Here is a 19,102-nt window from a genome sequence, read left to right as displayed (position 1 = left end):
ATAGAAATTTTTAGTATTATGCGATAGAATTGTAGACAATACTGCAAAAATTAGGAAGGTGATGGCGATGAAAAACAAGAAAAAATCAAGTAAACCAACGAGAAAACGCCCGTCTCTCTTAGATTCTAGCTTTTTTAAAAGAAAGAAAGCTATTGATTCTAACGTTAGTAGGCATAATCTCCCTCCTACTACAGAAAAACGACAACGTTTTTATCATTTAATTCGCGGCAAAGTACTTATTATTTTCTCTCTTCTTATTTTTATTACCGCCGCAATGGGTATATTGTCGTACAACAATATAACGAATCTTCAACAGCAAATGAAAGATTTTACTGAGAAGAATGTACAGGAGCAACTTACCGTTAATCAGCTAGCCTATGAAATTGCTAGATTAACCAACTTAGAACAAGCCTATATAATTACGGGAAATGGTAGTTATTCTACTTCTTACAAAATGAAAATCGATTCTATCAATAAAAAAATAGCTGCTTTACAACAAAAATTTGCAGACCGCCAAGTTGAGCTTGGACATATACAAGCAATCGGTCAATATTATAAAAATTACCTTGAGTACTCGAAAAAGGTCATGACGATGCGTGATGAGCTTGGGCTTGAACAAGCTCGAAAGCTAATGATCGAAGGTACAGGCGAAACGATGAAATTGCATATTGATCAAAATATTGAATCCATCAACAATGTAATGGATAAATCCAATAAAGCTAAACTTAATACGTTGAATAAGCAGGTTACTTTGTCAAACAGTACGTTTTTAATTATTTCAATTATCGGTCTTATAGCAATCGTTATTTTTGGCATTATGTTATTTAAATCATTAAAAAACAATACACATGCTATTAACCACTCTATTCTTGATATTGCCCAAGCTGGTGGTGATTTAACAAGACGTGTCCATGTACGTAATAACGATGAATTTTCTATTATTGCTAACTCTACGAATACCCTTATCATTTCAATTTCAAACCTTATTAAACGTGTTAGCGAACTCGCTGATCACGTCTCAAGCAGTAGCCAGGAGTTGATGACATTAGCAGATGAGAATGCTCGTACAATCCAAAATATAGCGGATGCAAGTGCAGATATAGCAAGTGATAGTGAAAATACAATCAATAGTATGAATAGTGCCCAACAAAAAATGAGTGATTTAGATCATTCTATGCATCAATTAAATGAGCAGGCGAATGCTGTTCAACGGGCATCATTGGCCATGCAACAAGCCGCTGATGAAGGTAGTCGATCAGTTCATCAATCTACATTAGTTATGCAATCTATTGAAGAAACGATTGCTTCTACCTCTACAACAGTTGAGGCACTTGGTCGAAAATCAGCAGATATAACATCTATAATTGGTACCATTACAGCCATCTCAGAGCAAACAAATTTACTTGCATTGAATGCCGCAATTGAAGCTGCACGTGCTGGTGAGCACGGCCGTGGCTTTGCTGTTGTAGCAGATGAAGTGCGCAAACTCGCTGAGCAATCACAAACGGCTGCTAAAGAAGTAACAACGATTGTGACGTCCATCCAAGATGAAGTCGCATCAATTATTACACAAAATCATGAAGGTGTAACATCAGTTATTCGAGGAGTCGAAGTGACGAATGAAACAAACCAGTCATTGTCCAACATCCTAATGCAAACAAAAGAAACGACTACAATTATTGCTACAATGGTTGATAAAATAGCGCAAACACTTGATTATAGTAATGCTGTAGCAAATGATTTTGTGCATATTAACGCTTATGCTGAACAAACCGCTTCCAATACGGTGATGTCTGCTGCTGCTGCTACACAAGGTTCTGCATCCATGCAGGAAATTAATGCAGCCGCTACGGAACTAGCCCACCAAGCAGATAGTTTACGCAACGTCGTCGGTGCGTTTAAAATTTAACAAAAAAAAGAATGTCTTACTCTGTAAGATTAAGTACAAGTAATTGTACATTATGTCTTATTCAATAGTGTTTCTTTTATAATGTTACACATTAAATAAAAATGCACATTACTAAATGCAAATTTTAGTGATGTGCTTTTTATTTTCATTAACTTTCTCATGTACTTTTGTTAAAAGGTTAAACACTTTACAGTGACTAAAAAGAATTTGATGCCTATGCCGAAAAAGTTGGTGTATTGGCGGTACTTGTGTTACAGATCACATTTGCCCTACTAAAATGCAATGTTTAGGCGTAAAGCAAAAATACCCGAACCAGATCAAGAGGATGAATTATTAGAAGTCATTCAATTATCAAAAGATATGGAAAAACGATTTAAACAAATGGGATTAGAGGTCGAAGTTCGAAAAGCGAAAGAGATGGCAAAACAAGCGAAAATTGAATTGAAAGAGATTGATTTAATTAAGCAATATAGAGAGGAACGTAGCAATGAACCAATCACCAAAAGGAATACATTTAGATAAACATCAGTGGCTTGATAAAGTGCATCAGCAACGTAAAAAGCGTTCTGTTTCCATTGGCATACAAACTATTGATTTCCTTGTCGCACAAGGTATTCCAGTAACATATCACAACATTAGCGAGCATTCCAAATCTTTCGACGCCAACGGCAAAGGTATCCATATGAACCCAATTAAGCGTAATGAAGAACTACATGCCTATTATCAACAGCATAGCAGAACCTATAAAGTAAAGAACACTCGTAAAAAGTCAGTATTACCTTCTAAATTTGACGAGACAGCATTAAGAAGGATTTCTTCTGAACGTGATGTAAATAACGCTAAGAAGAAGTATATGCAGCTTTCAAAAGAGGAGTTAGTGAATCGCTTAATAGCAGTTGAACAATATGTGGCTGAAAATAATCAACGGTGGGTGGCAAATCATTTTGAACAGTTCAAATAAATTAAAAAATATGGACATTCGTAATAAGTGGTGGACAGCCCATTCTTTTTCTTACAAAACAATTTCCTCAAATTGTTTTGTATTACTTCATTCGGTATATTTATTTTCGATAATAGAATAGTGGTAAATTTCAATATCTGAATCAATGAAACCCCTTCGTTTCGCTCCATGCAGTGTTTGATACATATTCTCTCTACCAACAGGGTTGTCCGTATGAATATATATTTTATTTGCCCATAATCCTTTTTCGCAAATATATTTTACTAAGTCATAACCTGTTGGCAATAGTTTACCTTGTAGATCTTCTCCTAAATTATGGTCAAGAGAAAGTATATCTACTTCGTGAGTTTCAAGTAAGTGAATGGCTTCTTAAAACGTTCTTGCCACGACAAAACCGATCGGACAATCTCTTAATCATCCACATATACATTAATCATAATAGTAATTCCTTTCTCCACGATATGTTTCAAATACGCAGTGAAATATAATTTTTAAAAATTAGTTTCCACTACTTGTTACGAATAGCCAAAGATATTAACGCTCGGTCTAAAGACCTCACTACGCCTCCAGCTGTGGGCTACGTCCCCCTCAAGAAACAAACGTACGTTTCTGTTTATAGTATACATACTATACGATATTTTTAACAGATATTTCCAACATATAATTACCGAATATAATATGCATAGGAAAAGAGGATATATGCTCATATATTGAACATAATATCCTCTTATTAGTTTAGTCTATATAAATTTGTAATAAAGTTTAATTAATATCTTCCCTTCTCTGTAAATTTCTTAAAGGTTAGATGATTCTTTATTGGATATTTATGTTAATGTAACTATAAAGATTGTGATGAAATGTACTTAAACTAACGGTGCAGATTAGTCCAAGAAGTTATAAAGTAATATAGATTCATTTGTGGTAAAATATGTTATTGTTACAAACTAAAGAAAAATGGGGGTTTTTACATGAAAAGGAAGTTAGTCTTCACCTTTGGTTTAACAGGAGTTTTAGCATTAACAACTGGTTTTGCAAAAGACTTGCAAGGCACAAAGGTATCAGCAGAAGAACAAACAGACATTACTACGGTTATAACAAAAGAAGAACAAAATATGGTAGAAAATCTGTCAGCTAAAAAGGGATTTGTACCACAAGAAAATGGAACTGGCTTCATTTTTATAGAAGAGGAGCCAACTGAAAGGAAGGATATTACCACTGTTATTACAGCAGAGGAACAAAAAATGGTGGAAAAAATGCCCGTAATAGAAGGATTTGTACCACAAGAAAATGGAACAGGTTTCTTTTATATAAAAGAAAAATAATTGTTAAAATAAGATTGCATTTCTGTTATAAGCAGGAATGCTTTTTCACTAACGGGGGCTTTAATTGAAGATTCGAATCCAGAAATAATCAATCTTTATTATAAAAATCAAACTAGATAAATAAAGAACCAACTGTTTTGATCAAACTTTGTTTCAAAACAGTTGGTTTCTTTCTGTATAAAATCAGCGTTTGCAACTTACTTTTAATCGAACTTTATTCAAAAGCTACATTACGATTCAATCGTAAAGGGTTTTTTCTTTAACGTCATGTTCAATAATTGTTCGAATCTTATGTCCATCTATTATAGTAGATGAAGCTATTTGACCAAAAGTATGTGCATAATCTTCTATTATTTTCGAAATTAAATTTTTGAGGATAAATAAATTATTAAAGAATGTGTTATCGATTAACCCATCTTCATATTGCCATTCGGTATAACCAAAAAATTCTGCAATGTCACTTATTTCCCAAAAACGGTCAAAGGTTGAATGAATAGTGGAATTTACAAAGCAGACAATTGGAACATCGAACTCCAAAATGTAATACTTGCAGTTCTCTTTTTTAGCCCATGAATCCTGTAAATAAAATAAAGGGACATTATCAAGATATTTAACTATATTTTCAATCGTATTCAATATCTCTGGGGAATATCTAACTGAGTCATAATCGTATATTTTCTTTAAATCGCCATCTAAAAACACTTCTGTTTCGCAATCATCATAATACAATTTCAAATACAGTAAATCCATTGCTTTGTGATAATAATCATCTTTTAAAGTAGGATTAGTTTCGTATAAGTCATAACTATTACATCTCTTATATTCTTCTTCAATATTATTTTTTCGATAAGAATAAATAGGGAAAACTTGATTTTTGTAAATGAATTTCTTTTCACTTACGTTAATAGAAATTCCATATGAAAACAAGAATGTGCTTAAGGTCGTTTCTTCTTCTAACATTCTCTTAAGATTCAAAAGCCCCTTATTACGTATAGAATCTAAATTGTCGTTAGTAGTTGTTGCGTGTCTACAAGTCAAAAGGGTTTCTGGATGATATGTATAGTTTAAATCAATTTTTAAATCTTCTATTAGATCTATGAGGTTGTAATTCTTATCTATTCTATTAAGTACACTTTCTATATCCAAATCAAAATAATTAGCCAACCCTTTAGCTGCGTCCATTGAATTTTTCATTTCAAAAAAATTTAAAACAAACATAAAAATCCCCCTCTATATTAGTTACTTTAAATGTATTATATACATTTTTAAACAACTAATATAGAGGGATTAAAATGTGTAACATTCTATTGTCTTTGATTAATTACAATAAGAAACTAAAAGAACTTGACTTTTAATAAAACCGCAGAGGCATTCTTTTTTATTTGCAAAGTTTCTCTTCAAAACGAGGTTGGGACAAATAAGAAAAAGTGTTAGAATGACTACAATCAATCTAACACTTTTTTGCAGTGACCGTTGTCCGCTACGGCAAGCATTTCCGATAGTTTACCGGCGTTTCACAGACTTTTAACGGCGATTTTTTCTGTCTAACCGGCGATTTGCGAGCTTCTATCGGCGATTTACCTAAGTTTACCGTAACTTGCTTACGTACTTTTTTTATTATTTAAATAATGATAAATATTCAGCGTAGCCTTCTTTTTCTAAATCAGCTTTCGGGATAAAACGAAGTGATGCAGAGTTGATGCAATAACGTAAGCCACCTAACTCTGCTGGACCATCTGGGAAGACATGTCCTAAATGAGAATCCGCGTCCTTGCTTCGTACTTCAACACGGCGCATGCCATGGGATGTATCAAAATGCTCTATAACTTGTTCTTGTGCAATCGGCTTTGAGAAAGCTGGCCAACCACAGCCTGCGTTGAATTTATCGTGCGAGCTAAATAATGGCTTGCCTGAAACGATATCTACATAAATGCCTTCTTCAAAATGTTGATCATATTCATTGCGAAACGGTGGCTCAGTACCATTTTCCTGAGTTACATAGTACTGGATATCTGTTAGTTCTTTTAATCGTTGTTCTTTATTCATTTTCTATGCCCCCAGTGTAGTTCTTGAAATGCTTTTCGCCCAGATCCCACTGCATAGCGTTCATAATGCATTGGGTTTTTTTTATAATAAAATTGATGGTAGTCCTCAGCAGCGTAAAATGTACTTGCAGGTAAAATTTTTACAGCAATTGGCTTATCAAATTTACCTGATGCCTGTAAATCTGCCTTTGAACGTTCAGCTAATTCATGTTGTTCTTCATCATGATAGAAAATGGCAGTAGTGTAGGATTGTCCACGATCAAAAAATTGTCCACCTGCATCTGTTGGATCAATTAACGTCCAAAATGTAGCTAATAATTGCTCATATGAATAAATATCATCATCAAACGTAATTTGAACCGCTTCTACGTGGCCTGTCGTTTCCGAACAGACTTGTTCATAGGTTGGATTTTCAACATGTCCACCAGTGTAACCAGAAACTATAGCTTCAATGCCAGGTGTTTCATCGAATGGCTTGACCATACACCAAAAACAGCCACCTGCAAATGTTGCCTTTTTCATTGCCATTTATATTCACTCCTTATTCTCCAGGGACGATGATTTCTAATAAGATTTTATCGTTTGGTAAGTCTAATTCCTTCGCACGTACACGAGACCCTGATGCAATATTCACTCGCGATAAGTCAATATAAATTTCAGCCTTATTCGGATTAACAGTAATCCACGAAGGGAAATCCACCGAATCTCTCATAATTTTCATTGTCGTCTCCGGTGGAATATTTAATAACCCCACATTCATCCCTGTTTGCTTTAAAATAATATTACCCTTATCATCGACAATAGGCTCAAAATTCATTGAAATTGGAATTTCTGTATAAAAAACAGTTAATTTGCTACGTAACTCAATATCATCCCCAATGGAAAAATCTAATGGGAGTGGCGAGCCTTTTGCACTGTCTTTTAAATATTTCTTCGTAATTGACTCTAACTCTTTCGTAGTCGTTTGGACAACTAGTACATTTCCTGTTATTTCAGTATCACTGTCTGAGCTCTTTGCTAAATCATATCCATCTACTGGTTTCGTTGCTAAATAAACGACGAGGAGGATTGAAAGAAGAACCATACCTGCTAACGCAAAAAATGCGAATTTCCATTTATTCATTTAGTCACTCCTCGAAGCCTATTTCCTTATTAATTTTTTGTTCCATTTTACATTGCTCCATTGCTGCTAATATTCGCTCAGTCATTTTATCATAGCCTTTTGCATTAGGATGGAAAAAATCTGTATGATAGACCAGTTCTTGATTTGAATCGAACAAGTCTTCAACTGAGACATAGCAAGCATTTGAATCTTTACTTGCAATTTTTTTAATGACATTATTCCATTCTGTAATAATTGTATCAAATTCATTTGCCTCATTTGTGACAATCGAGAAAGGATTATAAAATCCAATGAGTAATAAAGGCACGGTTGGATTTTTTGCCCTTATATTATCAATAATTTTACCGTAACGATCCTCATAGGTTAATAATTCCTTATCAAACGCATCTCGTTTTAAATTAAACAGATCCTGTTTGACTACTTTCATTACATCATTTCCACCCATAGTTAATGAAATAAACTGTGCTTGTTGTAACTCTTCATCATAATGCCCTTTTTTGATTAATTTTAATAGCTGATCACTCCGTCTTCCCCTTTTTCCTCGATTATCAACATCCACTTCTGAAATCGAAGTCCAAGCTAGCATCGAATCTGCTAATCTTCCAACATAACCGTCTTGACCATACTCATCCCCGACACCATCTGTTAGTGAATCCCCAAGTGCCAAGTAATGTAGTTGTTTTGCGTTATCATCATCAATTTGCCGTAAATTCTCTTCTGAAGGTTCAAAAAAATGTTCAAAAATTTGCGTCAATACATTACTAGAAGGTTTTGCCTCCTCTTCTGCTTGTTGCTCATCCTGTCTCATATCTTGCTCCGTCTCTGCCTGCTCACTTTCTTTATCTGCAGGTGCATTCGGTTCATCTATTGATATTGCACAACCACTTAGTACTAAGACGATCAAACATGACAAAATAATTCGCCAGCTGCCCATTTGACCACCTTCCATCATTTACTGTTAGTTCTATTATAATTAGTTGTCGCTACAATGAAAAGTGACGATGCTTCAGTTTATCAAGAAAATGCAAGCATAATCATCACATTACCTGTATACGATTTTTACAACTAGCCACGTAAAGCGTTAAAAAGCTACTACAATTACTTATGTAGCAGCTCTTGTCAATTATTCTGAAAAATAGATAAAACCTATTGCACCTGGTCCAGTATGTGTAGAAATAATCGGTGACGTAAAAGCGATTTCAACATCATTAAAGCCTGTTCCTTCAACTAGCTCTTTTAATGGAGCGCCCATTGTTGTCAAACCGTCAGCATGTGAAATACCTACAGCCTTAACTGTTTTACCAGCAGTATCCGCTTGGAATTGTTTGAATAAGTAGTTCACTACCTGTTTATGACTACGAACTTTTGATACAGGGTTATATGCTCCACCTTCTAGGTTCGCAATGACTTTAATGTTTAGCAAAGAACCGATAAATCCTGTCCCTTTACCTATTCGACCGCCTTTAATTAAATTTTCAAGTGTGTCAACGATTACATATAAATGTGTATTGTCACGCACCTTGTCTAAACGTGTGACGATTTCTTCAACAGTCGCTCCAGCATCACGCATTTTAATAGCCTCTCTTAATTGAATAGCAAGGCCAATTGCGATAAAACGAGAATCAATGACCGTTACATCTGCATCTGTCATTTGTGCAGCTTGTCGAGCTGATTCAACTGTCCCACTCATTCCACCAGTCATATGAATAGAAAGTATTTGGTCGCCATCTTTGCCAAGCTCGTCATATAGTTCTTTAAACTTCCCTGGTGCAGGCTGCGAACTTTTCGGCAATTCTTTCGCATTTTTCATTAAGCCTAAAAAAGGTTGTGGATCTAAATCTACACCATCTATATATGTTTTCCCATCAATTTGAATTGTTAACGGTACTATATGTATACCGTGTTGCTCTACTTCTTCTTTTGTTAAATCACAAGTTGAGTCCGTTACAATATGAATTCGTCCCACTTCGACACATCCTTTAACATCATTGAAATTATTATATAGACTAATGTTTCCATATGTAAACATGACATTTGTCATCTCAAGTGTCTATTTCAAGTCTTTTTCATTTCCACTTCCTTCGCTACTATAGCCTTTTTTCAATAAATTTGTCTAACAATTCCCTCTAAAATTCGACATGACATTTTAGATAAGTAAATATGTGACAAATGTAAATAGTAAGACGCACATTATTGGGCTATAGTAAATAGACAACGAAGGGAGTGTTTATAATGGTGGATTCATTTGACTATAAAACATGGAAGGAAGAATTGTGGAATGCCATTACTCACGGTATAGGCTTACTTGCAAGTATTCCAGCACTTGTTATTTTAATATTAACTGCCGTCCAAAACGGAAGTGCATTGTATATTACAACTTTTAGTATTTTTGGTGCTTCTGTCATCATCTTGTTTCTTATGTCAACATTACTCCACAGCATGCCTGAAAAATACAAATATTTTTTCGCTATTCTTGACCATTCTTCTATATACATTTTAATTGCTGGGACCTATACACCTTTTTTATTGATTGCTATCGGCGGCACATTAGGAATTACTTTATTATGTATCATTTGGGCACTTGCCTTACTAGGCGTTGTATTTAAATGCTTTTTTATTAATCGTTTTGAAATACTATCACTTATTTTCTATATTGGTATGGGCTGGCTTATTATCTTTGCCATTAAGCCGATTTATTTTTTCTTAGGAAGTAACGGCTTTGCCTTTTTATTAGCTGGTGGTCTTTTCTATACATTTGGCGCTATTTTTTACGCTTGGCGCAGCCTCCCATATAATCATACAATTTGGCACCTCTTTGTGTTAGCTGGATGTGGCTCAATGTATGCCTGTGTATATCTTTATTTATAATAATGAAGTTTTTCAACTAAAAATATGTATCGTTAAACAAGAAAAGCACTACGGCATAAGCTAATCCGTGTGCTTTTTCTCATAATTTAGACTACAGCTTCTGAGAACGTCCACTAAGTGGCAAACGCCCCAAAATTCAATTAGTTTTTGCGTTCAAAAATTTGATATTGAAATGTGTAACCTTCTGGTGCAGTTACTGGTTGTTGTGACGAGACTAGCACAAAGTCATCTTCATATTGTGGGAAAAATGTATCCCCTTTAAAGGAATGATTAATTTTTGTAGCATATATTCGATCTGTTATGTCCATTGATAATCTAAAAATTTGTTCGCCACCGATGATCATGATTTCAGGTACATCACCCGCTAATGACAGTGCATCGTCGAGACTCGTCACTATTTCTGCCCCATCAGCACGATAATTGGCATCACGCGTAATGACAATGTTGCGTCGCCCTGGTAGCGGTCTACCAATCGACTCAAATGTTTTACGTCCCATTATCATTGGTTTACCCATCGTTTTTTCCTTAAAATATTGTAAATCCCCAGGTAAATGCCAAGGCATACCGTTTTCATATCCAATGACATTATTATTATCATGCGCTACTATTAATGAAATCATAATTACCCTCCAAGTTATATCATTCATCCTATTATAAACATAATTTTACTTTACTATCGGAATATTTCTGCTCATTATTAAAATAAATTACTTCTTCGACGTTAAATCATAGTAAATTTATAAGAATAGTTTATAATAAGAGATAACAATAAAAATTTCTAAAGGATGATGTTATGACACGTTTAACAAAAGAGGCCGTTTGCTATATTCAAGCTACGGATTTAAAACCACATTATTATGAAATGACACCACAGGAAGCAAGAGTTATGCGCGCAGTTCCAACTTGGCAATCTGTCCATACGCCTCACCTCGCATCGATGGAGGATCGAAAAATATCTATGCGAGATGGACAAGAGATTACTATTCGCCTTTACATTCCGGAACACGCAAAAAATTTACCGGTTATTATTTATTATCATGGTGGTGGATGGGTATTTGGCGATTTAGGGTCAGCGGATGCCGGTTGTCAGTTATTAGCTGATAGAGCGCATGCCATTGTCGTATCTGTAGATTATCGCTTGGCACCTGAATACCCCTTCCCTATCCCATTAAACGACGCATATGATGGGTTACTGTGGATATTTGACAATATTGCGGCGTTCGGTGGTGATAACACCCGAATAACGGTCGCTGGTGATAGTGCTGGTGGTAACCTCGCAACGGTAGTTTCTTACTTAGCAGCGATGTTTGATGGACCCACTATTACTTCACAAGCACTTATTTACCCTGTAGTAAATCTTGATTTTACGACTGCTTCTTATAGTGCTTACGGAGAACATTTTGGTTTAGATAAGCAAGGTATGCAATGGTTTGCTGAGCATTATACAAAGCCAAATCATTTTAAAAACCCACTCGTTTCACCTTTGCAAATTGAAAATTTTGGCGTACTTCCAAAAACAATAATTATCGCTGCTGAAGCAGATGTACTTTACGATGAAGGACTTGCTTACGCTAAAAAATTAGCGGATGCAGGCGTGTATGTGGAACATGTCCAAATGGCGGGTTTGATTCATAGTTATTTCAGTAAAATGGAGTTTTTCGAAGCTGCTACAATTGAAACAGCTGAAAAAATTGCGACATTCGTCAAATAAGTTTGTGTAATGCTACTAAACAATGCGATAATAGAGCAAAATGTTTTTTAAAGGATGACAACATGACACAAACGATTGCATTACAAATTAATAATCAATATGCAAGCCCATTAAAAAAAGGCTACCCACTAATCTTAAAGGAAGCAGTCGATACTCGAAAACTGCCTACTGAAGAAGGTGCAGTACTTCGTCTATTAGATATTCATAATCGCTTTATCGGCACTGGCTATTATGGTATCCAAAATAAAGGCATCGGCTGGCTGTTAACTACGGATGCTAATGAAGAAATTGACAAGGCGTTTTTTGCGAAAAAAATAAGCAAGGCGCTACAAAATCGTGAAGCATTTTTCAATAACCCTAATACTACGGCATTTCGTGCTTTTAACGGCGAAGGTGATGGAATTGGGGGCATGACAATCGATTTCTTTGAAGGTTACTATATGGTGAGCTGGTATAGTGCAGGTATTTATTCATTTAAAGAAGCCATTTATGAGGCACTTTCAGAAATAGTCAACTTTAAAGCAATTTATGAGAAAAAACGTTTTGATAGTAAAGGGCAATATATTGAACAGGACGATTTTGTTATGGGTACACCTGGTGAATTCCCACTTATCGTGAAGGAAAATGGTATGAATTATGCTGTTCATTTAAATGATGGTGCCATGACTGGTATTTTCCTCGACCAACGTGAAGTGCGACTTGCCATTCGTGAACGCTATTCTCAACATAAAACCGTGTTAAATACATTTTCTTATACAGGTGCTTTCTCAGTAGCAGCAGCACTTGGTGGCGCCACGAAAACTACAAGTGTCGATGTAGCCAAACGTAGTTTAGCCAAAACAATCGAGCAATTTAGTGTCAACAATATTGACTATGAAGCACAGGACATTAAAGTAATGGATGTATTTCATTATTTCAAATATGCACAGCGTCATCAGTTGAAATTCGACCTTGTCGTATTAGATCCGCCTAGCTTTGCGCGCACAAAGCAAATGACGTTTTCAACAGCAAAGGACTATCCTAAATTATTGATGGATACAATCGCTATTACTGAAAAGAATGGTATTATTGTTGCCTCTACAAACAATGCAAGCTTTGGCATGAAAAAGTTTAAAGGCTTTATTGACCAAGCGTTTAAAGAAACGAATACTCGCTATAAAATCGTTGAAGAATATGGTTTACCAAAAGATTTCCGTGTGCCGCGTGAGCATCCTGAATTCAATTACTTAAAGGTTGTTTTTATTGAAAAATTAAGCTAAAAAAGAGCGACTCTCAGAAAGTCACTCTCAGACTGTAGACAAAGTCGAATTTTCCAACTTTGTCTACTATTTTTTTGAATCAAGTTTCCATTACTTTGTTAAAAAAACGAAAATATAACCTAAAAACATGAGGATAAAAAAACTAAAGAATGTGATGATATTCCCTATAATTAAAATTTTAGATTTAGCGCATACGGCTAAGACAATACCTATGCCTGATAATACAAACGTGAAAATCCATAAAGTTGAAGCTTTTTGAAACACAATATTTGGTACCCAAAGTAATAAAGAAATAATAATCGTACTTACAGCTAAAGCTTTCACCATTTTAACCATTCCTTATTTCAACGGATTACATAAATTGTTATTAAAATATATTTTTATCGCAGAAGCAAATAGTTTTTCTTTGAGTCCCATTCTATGAAAATTTCTATCTATATAAGCAACAAGCTCCCAATCACATGAACAGCTAAAATACCCTTTATCTTCATAGCACATATCATGCATTTGACAACCCCTATCTAATACATCTTGTGGAGGGCCAGAACCATGTCCAGGGCCACACCAATTCCCCCAAATAGGTAACCCTTTTCTAGTACTCATTGTAGTGTTTGCTTGATAGTTAGCATAACTCTTACTAATGCGATTCACCATCAAACTAATTTCAATATATTCCTCTGCTAAGCCATCTAATTTTACTTTTTCAATATTAACAAACGGTTTTCCGTCCTCATAATAAATATAAGATTCTAACTGTTCACCAGCATTTAAAAGTTCTTTATCTGTCAAAGATGACTCTTCTCCTGTCGTTGCAAAAACTTTTGTACCTCCCCCAAAGAAGAGTGAAGAAACTAAAACTGACATTGCAACAAAAGTCGAACCTATTTTTTTCATCTAATCTTAGCTCCTTTCGATATTTTATTAGGTAAAATACCATTATTATGGCTCATCAAAAGGCTAGAATAACATTTTATAAAAAAGAAATTGGATTTTAGATTGTTAGCTGTTGGAGTGAAATCTGGATGCTCATGAAAACGCCCAGCGGAAATGGAGGACAACCCTAAGTTATGGTAATGAACCATTATGATAGTATTTAACCCGTCGTTTATATTTTTATTTTATTAAACGAACTGAAAATTCGCAATATAATAACCGATTTTTTGCGTAAGGTTATTAGTCAGTTAATATATACTAATATAAAAAAGGAATACGGTTTACCAAAGGATTTTCGCGTACCGCGTGACCATCTTGAATTCAATAACTTAAAAGTTGTTTTATTCAAAAGCTAAGCTAAAAAGAGTGACTATACACTACTAATTCATAGATAAAATAGACATCAACATACTTATCAATATCTCCTCCGTTTTACCAAGAAAAAGACAAAGTATCGAATAATCAGATACTTTGTCTACAGACTGAGGTTGAGAAATTATTTTCTCAACCTTTTTATTCGTTATTTTTTCACTCAATATTTTCTACATTTAAACACTTAGTTTCACAGTAATAGCCTTTGCCGCCAACATAAACTTTTTCTATATCATTCTTGCTATTGGTTTCTAATTTAACTAATATTTCTGAAGGCGAGTGTAAAACATAACCTTGTTCAAATACATAGACTTCTTTTTGCAAGTAGTGATGTTCATAAAGGTAGCAAGCTAATGCACCGTTGGAAGTTCCAGTCGCTGCTTCTTCATTGATGTCGTATAGTGGAGCAAAATTTCTGCATATAATTCGATTGTCATTAAAAGTAAACAGATGCATCCCGACAACATTATAATACTTGCTAATTTCTTTAATTTTTTCAAAATTAGGTTGCAGTGCATGTAATTGTGTTTCGCTTTTTATAGGAATTAAAATATCTTTTAAGCCCGTGGAGACAATTTGAATTGGGTATTTATTGTCTATAGCTTGAATGTCAAAACAGTCGATGAACTCGTTTGGAGATACAACATCATAGAATATCGGTTTGTTTTGTTCCATAAATATCATGTCATCTTTTATAGTTATAGCAAGAACACCGCTGTTTGTTTCAATCGTATAGCGATTCTTGAAAAGTTTATTTAAATGCATCAGAATCGCGAAAGAGCCAATTGTGGCATGACCACATAAATCAACTTCTTCTTTTGGTGTAAAATACTCAATTTTATAATCCGCAATTTCAGATTCTGCTATAAATGCAGTTTCCGCATAGCCCAGTTGTTTGGCTATTGCCATTTTTTGAGTAGTGGTCAATGTATTCTCCATAAATACTACTCCTGCTTTATTTCCACCTTTATGATCCTTGCTAAATGCGCTTGCAACATAAACGGATATTTTCATAAAACACCTTCCTTCCACACTTATAGGAAATTGTAGCATAGAAAACACGATGTATAAATGTTGTTGGAAAAATTCGCTATAAAGCAAGAAACAAACTATTTTTTAGCATCTGACCTCGCCAAAAATAGTTTGTTTACAGTCTGAGCGTGACTCTATATGTGTCACTCTTTCTTTAATTAATTTTTAATGTTCCCTTAGTTGTTTGCAGTTCACGGTCTCGTGGTCTTGCTGCCTTATACCATTGCAAGCAAAGTGTAAAAATTATTATGGCATCAATTATATCTCCACCATAGTACATAACCATACTTCCGATTTCTGCTTGTTCTATCGGAACACCTTTAGGAGGATGAGCATAAATATACTTCGATAATATTCCATGTCCTGCTAATGCAATAATTAAAACTATTGCTCTGTAAATAAAGGATTTCCTATGATATACAGGATCAAAATAAATGATAGAAACAGTAAACAAATAGCCTGCAATGAATACATGTAAATGGAAAATTACATGTATTAGACTATTGTCGTGCATTAATGTATATAGGTTAGTAGTGTACAATATCCAAAGTCCACCTATATTTAGAAAGCTAGTGACTAGTGGATGAATAAGTATACGTGCTAGCCAACTTCTTAAAATTCTTGAAAGCCCCCGAGCTAATGGGGTGCTTAAAGTTCTAAGTATTAATGTCATAGGCGCTGCAAGTACAATGAATAACGGTGCTAGCATACCCAAAAGTAAATGGCTAAACATGTGTGCTGTAAAATCTATAGAAGCACGATTGGCTAAAGGACCTACAACAGCACTAATCGCCAATAAAATTCCAAAAACAAAACTTACTATACGATAAAATGGCCATGTTTTATAATTACGATTTGTAATTACAGTAGCACTAATATACAAAATTAATATGGTAATAAACAAAATTAAAAAAACTAGTTGAGGATGAATGATTCCAAAACCATCCTGACTAGGACCACCCTCTAATATTTGGTGATGGTCAGCGTTCATTAGTGGTAGCCTCTACTTGAAGATTTTTATTGCTAGTACGAACAGCAAGATAAAGTCCGATTATGAGAATAATTGCAGCAAGTACATTCCAAATTACATCGTATACGATAACATTTTCTACATACCTAATCTGGTGTATTCGCATTAGCTTATGTTGAATGATGCCATCATATAATTGGAAACCTCCTGCACCTAGTAACATGCCACCAACCCATCTCTTCAACCAAAACCCACTTTTACGACGAATATCTGCAAGTAAAAATAATCCTGCAATAGTAGCAAACCAACTAATTGCATGGAATATCCCATCAGAAATTAAGCCAATATCCGTTGTAGACTTATCATAAAAATGATGCCAGCGAAATAATTGATGAAAAATAGTCTCATCTATAAAAGCTACTAGGCCTATCCCAAATAGAAACCCTGACAATAAATTCCGGCTTACATAAACTTGTGTACTGTTATGATTGTTTATGATGGTCATTCCATCCCCCCTACATTTAGTTTTTCGTCCTTATCATTCCCTAATTTTTAATATTTTAACCCAACTTCACCTAGCGTATCATGCTAAAACTTCTTCTTTAAAGATATTATTTTTAACATCTATACCCCTACCTAGTCATCTATTGTTTCCATTAAAAAAGAGCTAGCTCAAGCCAGCTCTTTACTTTTAATTAGTTGTTTAAAACGACACGACTCCAAAGGCAGAAATCAATGAAGGAGAATCACACTTTCTTTAATGCTTGCCAAAATTCAGCGCTATTTGTTCTACGATAAAATTTATGGAAAGGTTCATTTGGGCGAGCGTGTTTCTGATAATGCCTGATAATTTGTTGTAGAAAGCTTTCTATTTTTTGTACTGAAACTCTTTTAGCAAATAGTGTACCCGCCTTTGCATTAGCCCCCATCGGCACGGCACCTAAGTAAACATCGAAGCTATCCTTTTGATAAACAAGCCCAATATCATCATATACAGCATTATAGCAAGCCGATGCACAGCCATTAATATTTAACCGTAGTCTAGAAGGCACAGTTTCCTCATGTAATGCTTCGTATAGGTGTTCGGTTATTTCGGCAGCCTCCATTTTATCTCCATCACAAAAATCACATGCTTTTATCGCAACGATAGGACCTTGCTTTGCTATATATAAGCCTGCTTCTTGAAGCTCATTGATAATTTCCTTCACGTTTATAGTTGGGACGGACAAAAGGATACTATAGGAAGCCGAGTATTTAATTGCGCCGCTTTCACCTACAACCTCAGCAATTTTTTGAAATTGAGCTGGTGTATAATGCTTATTGATAATACCTGGACTTACTGCAAGGCGTGTAAAATTTCCATTTGTATTTAGTTTTTCAAATGTTCGATCTGGTGTATTTGAACGAAAGGCATTCATTGTTTGTTCTCCTTATGAAAAAGAGCTAGCAAGTAGCTAGCTCTTTCGATTGTTATTTAAAAGTTTTCAGGATAAAAACCTTTTGCTAAAATTTCAATAGCCTCTGCAGCACGAACCCCTTCAGAAGCTGCTGAAAGTGGTAAAATGACAAAGCGTTCATTTTTCACAGCATCTGTTTCTTTTAATGCCGGATCACTTTTTAGGAATTTAATTTTGTCTTCTGCTGTTTGGGAACCATAATCAATTACGACAATGACTTCAGGGTTACGTTCAACTGTTTCTTCTTTTGATACCGTTGTCCAGCCCGATTCAACATCGCCAAAAATGTTTTTACCACCAGCAACTGTGACAAGTTCATCCATAAAGTTTTGTGCCGCTGTAAAGACTTCCTTGTCCCCACTATCGAAAACTAGAACACGTAATTCTTCTTCACCTTGTGGTAACTTTGCGCGAACAGCATCAACATCCTTTGTCATCTGTTCAATTAATGCCTCTCCGCGGTCTTCAACACGGAAGATTTTTGCAATATTACGGATATCCGTAAATATATCCTCTAACGTTGGTTTTGTAATACTTGAAGAAGTATGTAAATATGTGTGAATACCAAGTGCTTCTAACTCTTCTGGTGTACCAACACCCTTTTCGCTAAAGCCACTTTTCCACCCAGCGTATAAAAAATCCGCTTCACTATCAATTACTTGTTCTTTTGTCGGATACTGCTCCGCTATCACTGGTACTTTATCGTAAGCTGCTTGTAAAGGTTCATAAATTTTATCATCTAAATAAGCAGTACCAACCATTGAATCTTCTAAACCTAATGCTAGCATTATTTCTGTAACGTGCTGATTTAAGCTAATCGCCTTTTTAGGAGCTTCTGTATAAACTTGTGTCGTATCGTTATTATCAATTGTTACTTCTTTTGCCTCTGCTTGTGCTGGTTCAATGTTTTCACTTTGTGCAGCTGATTCTGAATCATCTTTTGCACTACAAGCGCCTAAAATGCTCAATAGTGCCATCGCAAGAACTAGCCACATGCCTTTCCATTTGTTCATGTTTGTTTCTCCTTTAGTTTGTAATTTTTCATCTTTATAGTAAGAAATCAATGACTTCTTTGCTACTGATTACGAGCACTTCTTGACGCTTCATTTCCTGGTAAAAGCATGAATTGCTGTTTGCTAC

21 protein-coding genes and 1 pseudogene are annotated in these 19,102 nt (G+C 35.0%); 7 read left to right on the top strand and 15 right to left on the bottom strand.

The genetic code is table 11. From position 1 onward, the window contains the following. Window positions 1–67 precede the first annotated feature (67 nt). The 3 genes from NSQ74_RS15325 (at window position 68) to NSQ74_RS15315 (ending at window position 2,870) form a co-directional block, all read left to right on the top strand. Window positions 68–1,909, top strand: coding sequence for a methyl-accepting chemotaxis protein (locus NSQ74_RS15325; protein WP_340824421.1), 1,842 nt, complete (start codon window positions 68–70; stop codon window positions 1,907–1,909). Between the two features lie 282 nt (window positions 1,910–2,191). Continuing rightward, window positions 2,192–2,431: a hypothetical protein gene (locus NSQ74_RS15320; RefSeq protein ID WP_340824419.1), complete on the top strand. Its 240-nt coding sequence runs from the start codon at window positions 2,192–2,194 to the stop codon at window positions 2,429–2,431. Beyond that, complete coding sequence (locus tag NSQ74_RS15315) at window positions 2,397–2,870, top strand: hypothetical protein (RefSeq protein WP_340824418.1); 474 nt, start codon at window positions 2,397–2,399, stop codon at window positions 2,868–2,870. The genes NSQ74_RS15320 and NSQ74_RS15315 overlap by 35 nt, the downstream gene beginning before the upstream one ends. An 87-nt stretch (window positions 2,871–2,957) precedes the next feature. Here NSQ74_RS15315 and NSQ74_RS15310 read toward each other — a convergent pair. Then, a pseudogene (locus NSQ74_RS15310) lies at window positions 2,958–3,307 on the bottom strand (cyclic-phosphate processing receiver domain-containing protein). A 531-nt stretch (window positions 3,308–3,838) separates the two neighbouring features. Between NSQ74_RS15310 and NSQ74_RS15305 the strand changes: the two are divergent. Next, window positions 3,839–4,192, top strand: coding sequence for a hypothetical protein (locus NSQ74_RS15305; protein ID WP_340824417.1), 354 nt, complete (start codon window positions 3,839–3,841; stop codon window positions 4,190–4,192). Window positions 4,193–4,429: 237 nt separating this feature from the next. On the opposite strand, the gene NSQ74_RS15300 is transcribed toward NSQ74_RS15305, so the two are convergent. The 6 genes from NSQ74_RS15300 to NSQ74_RS15275 form a co-directional block, all read right to left on the bottom strand. Further along, a complete protein-coding gene (locus NSQ74_RS15300; RefSeq protein ID WP_340824415.1) occupies window positions 4,430–5,410 on the bottom strand; it encodes a hypothetical protein in 981 nt (326 codons plus the stop codon). 399 nt (window positions 5,411–5,809) lie between these two features. Then, window positions 5,810–6,238, bottom strand: coding sequence for a peptide-methionine (R)-S-oxide reductase MsrB (gene msrB, locus NSQ74_RS15295; protein ID WP_340824414.1), 429 nt, complete (start codon window positions 6,236–6,238; stop codon window positions 5,810–5,812). After that, entirely contained in the window at window positions 6,235–6,765 is a 531-nt protein-coding gene (gene msrA, locus NSQ74_RS15290) for a peptide-methionine (S)-S-oxide reductase MsrA (RefSeq protein ID WP_340824412.1), read from the bottom strand. Before msrA ends, msrB begins: the two co-directional genes overlap by 4 nt. Window positions 6,766–6,778: 13 nt before the next feature. After that, a complete protein-coding gene (locus tag NSQ74_RS15285) occupies window positions 6,779–7,360 on the bottom strand; it encodes a YpmS family protein (RefSeq protein WP_340824411.1) in 582 nt (193 codons plus the stop codon). A gap of 4 nt (window positions 7,361–7,364) precedes the next feature. After that, window positions 7,365–8,294, bottom strand: coding sequence for a GDSL-type esterase/lipase family protein (locus tag NSQ74_RS15280; RefSeq protein WP_340824408.1), 930 nt, complete (start codon window positions 8,292–8,294; stop codon window positions 7,365–7,367). A gap of 189 nt (window positions 8,295–8,483) precedes the next feature. Further along, window positions 8,484–9,326 (bottom strand): DegV family protein, encoded by an 843-nt coding sequence (locus tag NSQ74_RS15275; protein WP_340824407.1) that lies wholly within the window; start codon window positions 9,324–9,326, stop codon window positions 8,484–8,486. A gap of 266 nt (window positions 9,327–9,592) precedes the next feature. On the opposite strand from NSQ74_RS15275, the gene trhA reads away from it, so the two are divergent. After that, a complete protein-coding gene (gene trhA / locus NSQ74_RS15270; protein ID WP_340824405.1) occupies window positions 9,593–10,228 on the top strand; it encodes a PAQR family membrane homeostasis protein TrhA in 636 nt (211 codons plus the stop codon). A 140-nt stretch (window positions 10,229–10,368) separates the two neighbouring features. On the opposite strand, the gene NSQ74_RS15265 is transcribed toward trhA, so the two are convergent. Beyond that, window positions 10,369–10,848, bottom strand: a complete 480-nt coding sequence (locus tag NSQ74_RS15265; protein ID WP_340824404.1) for a dihydrofolate reductase — start codon at window positions 10,846–10,848, stop codon at window positions 10,369–10,371. Window positions 10,849–11,021: 173 nt separating this feature from the next. On the opposite strand from NSQ74_RS15265, the gene NSQ74_RS15260 reads away from it, so the two are divergent. Together NSQ74_RS15260 and NSQ74_RS15255 are read left to right on the top strand one after the other, a co-directional pair. After that, window positions 11,022–11,939 carry an alpha/beta hydrolase gene (locus NSQ74_RS15260; RefSeq protein ID WP_340824403.1) on the top strand — a complete coding sequence of 306 codons (918 nt, stop codon included), beginning with the start codon at window positions 11,022–11,024 and terminating at the stop codon, window positions 11,937–11,939. A 62-nt stretch (window positions 11,940–12,001) separates the two neighbouring features. Next, complete coding sequence (locus NSQ74_RS15255; RefSeq protein WP_340824402.1) at window positions 12,002–13,198, top strand: class I SAM-dependent rRNA methyltransferase; 1,197 nt, start codon at window positions 12,002–12,004, stop codon at window positions 13,196–13,198. Between the two features lie 90 nt (window positions 13,199–13,288). Here the strand turns inward: NSQ74_RS15255 and NSQ74_RS15250 are convergent, their stop codons facing one another. The 7 genes from NSQ74_RS15250 to NSQ74_RS15220 all read right to left on the bottom strand — a co-directional run bounded on the left by NSQ74_RS15250 (window position 13,289) and on the right by NSQ74_RS15220 (window position 18,975). Further along, window positions 13,289–13,525, bottom strand: coding sequence for a hypothetical protein (locus NSQ74_RS15250; protein ID WP_340824401.1), 237 nt, complete (start codon window positions 13,523–13,525; stop codon window positions 13,289–13,291). Window positions 13,526–13,537: 12 nt separating this feature from the next. Then, window positions 13,538–14,092 (bottom strand): hypothetical protein, encoded by a 555-nt coding sequence (locus NSQ74_RS15245; protein ID WP_340824400.1) that lies wholly within the window; start codon window positions 14,090–14,092, stop codon window positions 13,538–13,540. 567 nt (window positions 14,093–14,659) lie between these two features. Further along, complete coding sequence (locus tag NSQ74_RS15240) at window positions 14,660–15,517, bottom strand: PhzF family phenazine biosynthesis protein (RefSeq protein WP_340824399.1); 858 nt, start codon at window positions 15,515–15,517, stop codon at window positions 14,660–14,662. 172 nt (window positions 15,518–15,689) lie between these two features. Further along, the gene (locus NSQ74_RS15235; RefSeq protein WP_340824397.1) at window positions 15,690–16,526 is read right to left on the bottom strand and encodes a cytochrome c oxidase assembly protein; all 837 of its coding nucleotides are present in this window, start codon (window positions 16,524–16,526) and stop codon (window positions 15,690–15,692) included. Then, window positions 16,516–17,010: a DUF2243 domain-containing protein gene (locus tag NSQ74_RS15230; protein ID WP_340824395.1), complete on the bottom strand. Its 495-nt coding sequence runs from the start codon at window positions 17,008–17,010 to the stop codon at window positions 16,516–16,518. Before NSQ74_RS15230 ends, NSQ74_RS15235 begins: the two co-directional genes overlap by 11 nt. Window positions 17,011–17,251: 241 nt before the next feature. Next, complete coding sequence (locus NSQ74_RS15225; RefSeq protein ID WP_340824393.1) at window positions 17,252–17,923, bottom strand: precorrin-3B methylase; 672 nt, start codon at window positions 17,921–17,923, stop codon at window positions 17,252–17,254. Between the two features lie 56 nt (window positions 17,924–17,979). Continuing rightward, window positions 17,980–18,975: an ABC transporter substrate-binding protein gene (locus NSQ74_RS15220; RefSeq protein ID WP_340824392.1), complete on the bottom strand. Its 996-nt coding sequence runs from the start codon at window positions 18,973–18,975 to the stop codon at window positions 17,980–17,982. Window positions 18,976–19,102: the final 127 nt, after the last annotated feature.

The sequence above is a fragment of the Lysinibacillus sp. FSL W8-0992 genome (assembly GCF_038008685.1).
GTDB lineage: Bacteria > Bacillota > Bacilli > Bacillales_A > Planococcaceae > Lysinibacillus.
This window is presented reverse-complemented; position numbering and strand designations above follow the sequence as displayed.

What these genes read in the sequence shown, in the direction of transcription:
- NSQ74_RS15305 (WP_340824417.1), top strand. Translation starts at nt 3,839, where the DNA reads ATGAAAAGGAAGTTAGTCTTCACCTTTGGTTTAACAGGAGTTTTAGCA.
- msrA (WP_340824412.1), bottom strand. Translation starts at nt 6,765, where the DNA reads ATGGCAATGAAAAAGGCAACATTTGCAGGTGGCTGTTTTTGGTGTATG.
- trhA (WP_340824405.1), top strand. Translation starts at nt 9,593, where the DNA reads ATGGTGGATTCATTTGACTATAAAACATGGAAGGAAGAATTGTGGAAT.
- NSQ74_RS15280 (WP_340824408.1), bottom strand. Translation starts at nt 8,294, where the DNA reads ATGGGCAGCTGGCGAATTATTTTGTCATGTTTGATCGTCTTAGTACTA.
- NSQ74_RS15300 (WP_340824415.1), bottom strand. Translation starts at nt 5,410, where the DNA reads ATGTTTGTTTTAAATTTTTTTGAAATGAAAAATTCAATGGACGCAGCT.
- NSQ74_RS15225 (WP_340824393.1), bottom strand. Translation starts at nt 17,923, where the DNA reads ATGAATGCCTTTCGTTCAAATACACCAGATCGAACATTTGAAAAACTA.
- NSQ74_RS15240 (WP_340824399.1), bottom strand. Translation starts at nt 15,517, where the DNA reads ATGAAAATATCCGTTTATGTTGCAAGCGCATTTAGCAAGGATCATAAA.
- NSQ74_RS15230 (WP_340824395.1), bottom strand. Translation starts at nt 17,010, where the DNA reads ATGACCATCATAAACAATCATAACAGTACACAAGTTTATGTAAGCCGG.
- NSQ74_RS15285 (WP_340824411.1), bottom strand. Translation starts at nt 7,360, where the DNA reads ATGAATAAATGGAAATTCGCATTTTTTGCGTTAGCAGGTATGGTTCTT.
- NSQ74_RS15260 (WP_340824403.1), top strand. Translation starts at nt 11,022, where the DNA reads ATGACACGTTTAACAAAAGAGGCCGTTTGCTATATTCAAGCTACGGAT.
- NSQ74_RS15250 (WP_340824401.1), bottom strand. Translation starts at nt 13,525, where the DNA reads ATGGTGAAAGCTTTAGCTGTAAGTACGATTATTATTTCTTTATTACTT.
- msrB (WP_340824414.1), bottom strand. Translation starts at nt 6,238, where the DNA reads ATGAATAAAGAACAACGATTAAAAGAACTAACAGATATCCAGTACTAT.
- NSQ74_RS15320 (WP_340824419.1), top strand. Translation starts at nt 2,192, where the DNA reads ATGTTTAGGCGTAAAGCAAAAATACCCGAACCAGATCAAGAGGATGAA.
- NSQ74_RS15245 (WP_340824400.1), bottom strand. Translation starts at nt 14,092, where the DNA reads ATGAAAAAAATAGGTTCGACTTTTGTTGCAATGTCAGTTTTAGTTTCT.
- NSQ74_RS15325 (WP_340824421.1), top strand. Translation starts at nt 68, where the DNA reads ATGAAAAACAAGAAAAAATCAAGTAAACCAACGAGAAAACGCCCGTCT.
- NSQ74_RS15255 (WP_340824402.1), top strand. Translation starts at nt 12,002, where the DNA reads ATGACACAAACGATTGCATTACAAATTAATAATCAATATGCAAGCCCA.
- NSQ74_RS15265 (WP_340824404.1), bottom strand. Translation starts at nt 10,848, where the DNA reads ATGATTTCATTAATAGTAGCGCATGATAATAATAATGTCATTGGATAT.
- NSQ74_RS15235 (WP_340824397.1), bottom strand. Translation starts at nt 16,526, where the DNA reads ATGAACGCTGACCATCACCAAATATTAGAGGGTGGTCCTAGTCAGGAT.
- NSQ74_RS15315 (WP_340824418.1), top strand. Translation starts at nt 2,397, where the DNA reads ATGAACCAATCACCAAAAGGAATACATTTAGATAAACATCAGTGGCTT.
- NSQ74_RS15220 (WP_340824392.1), bottom strand. Translation starts at nt 18,975, where the DNA reads ATGAACAAATGGAAAGGCATGTGGCTAGTTCTTGCGATGGCACTATTG.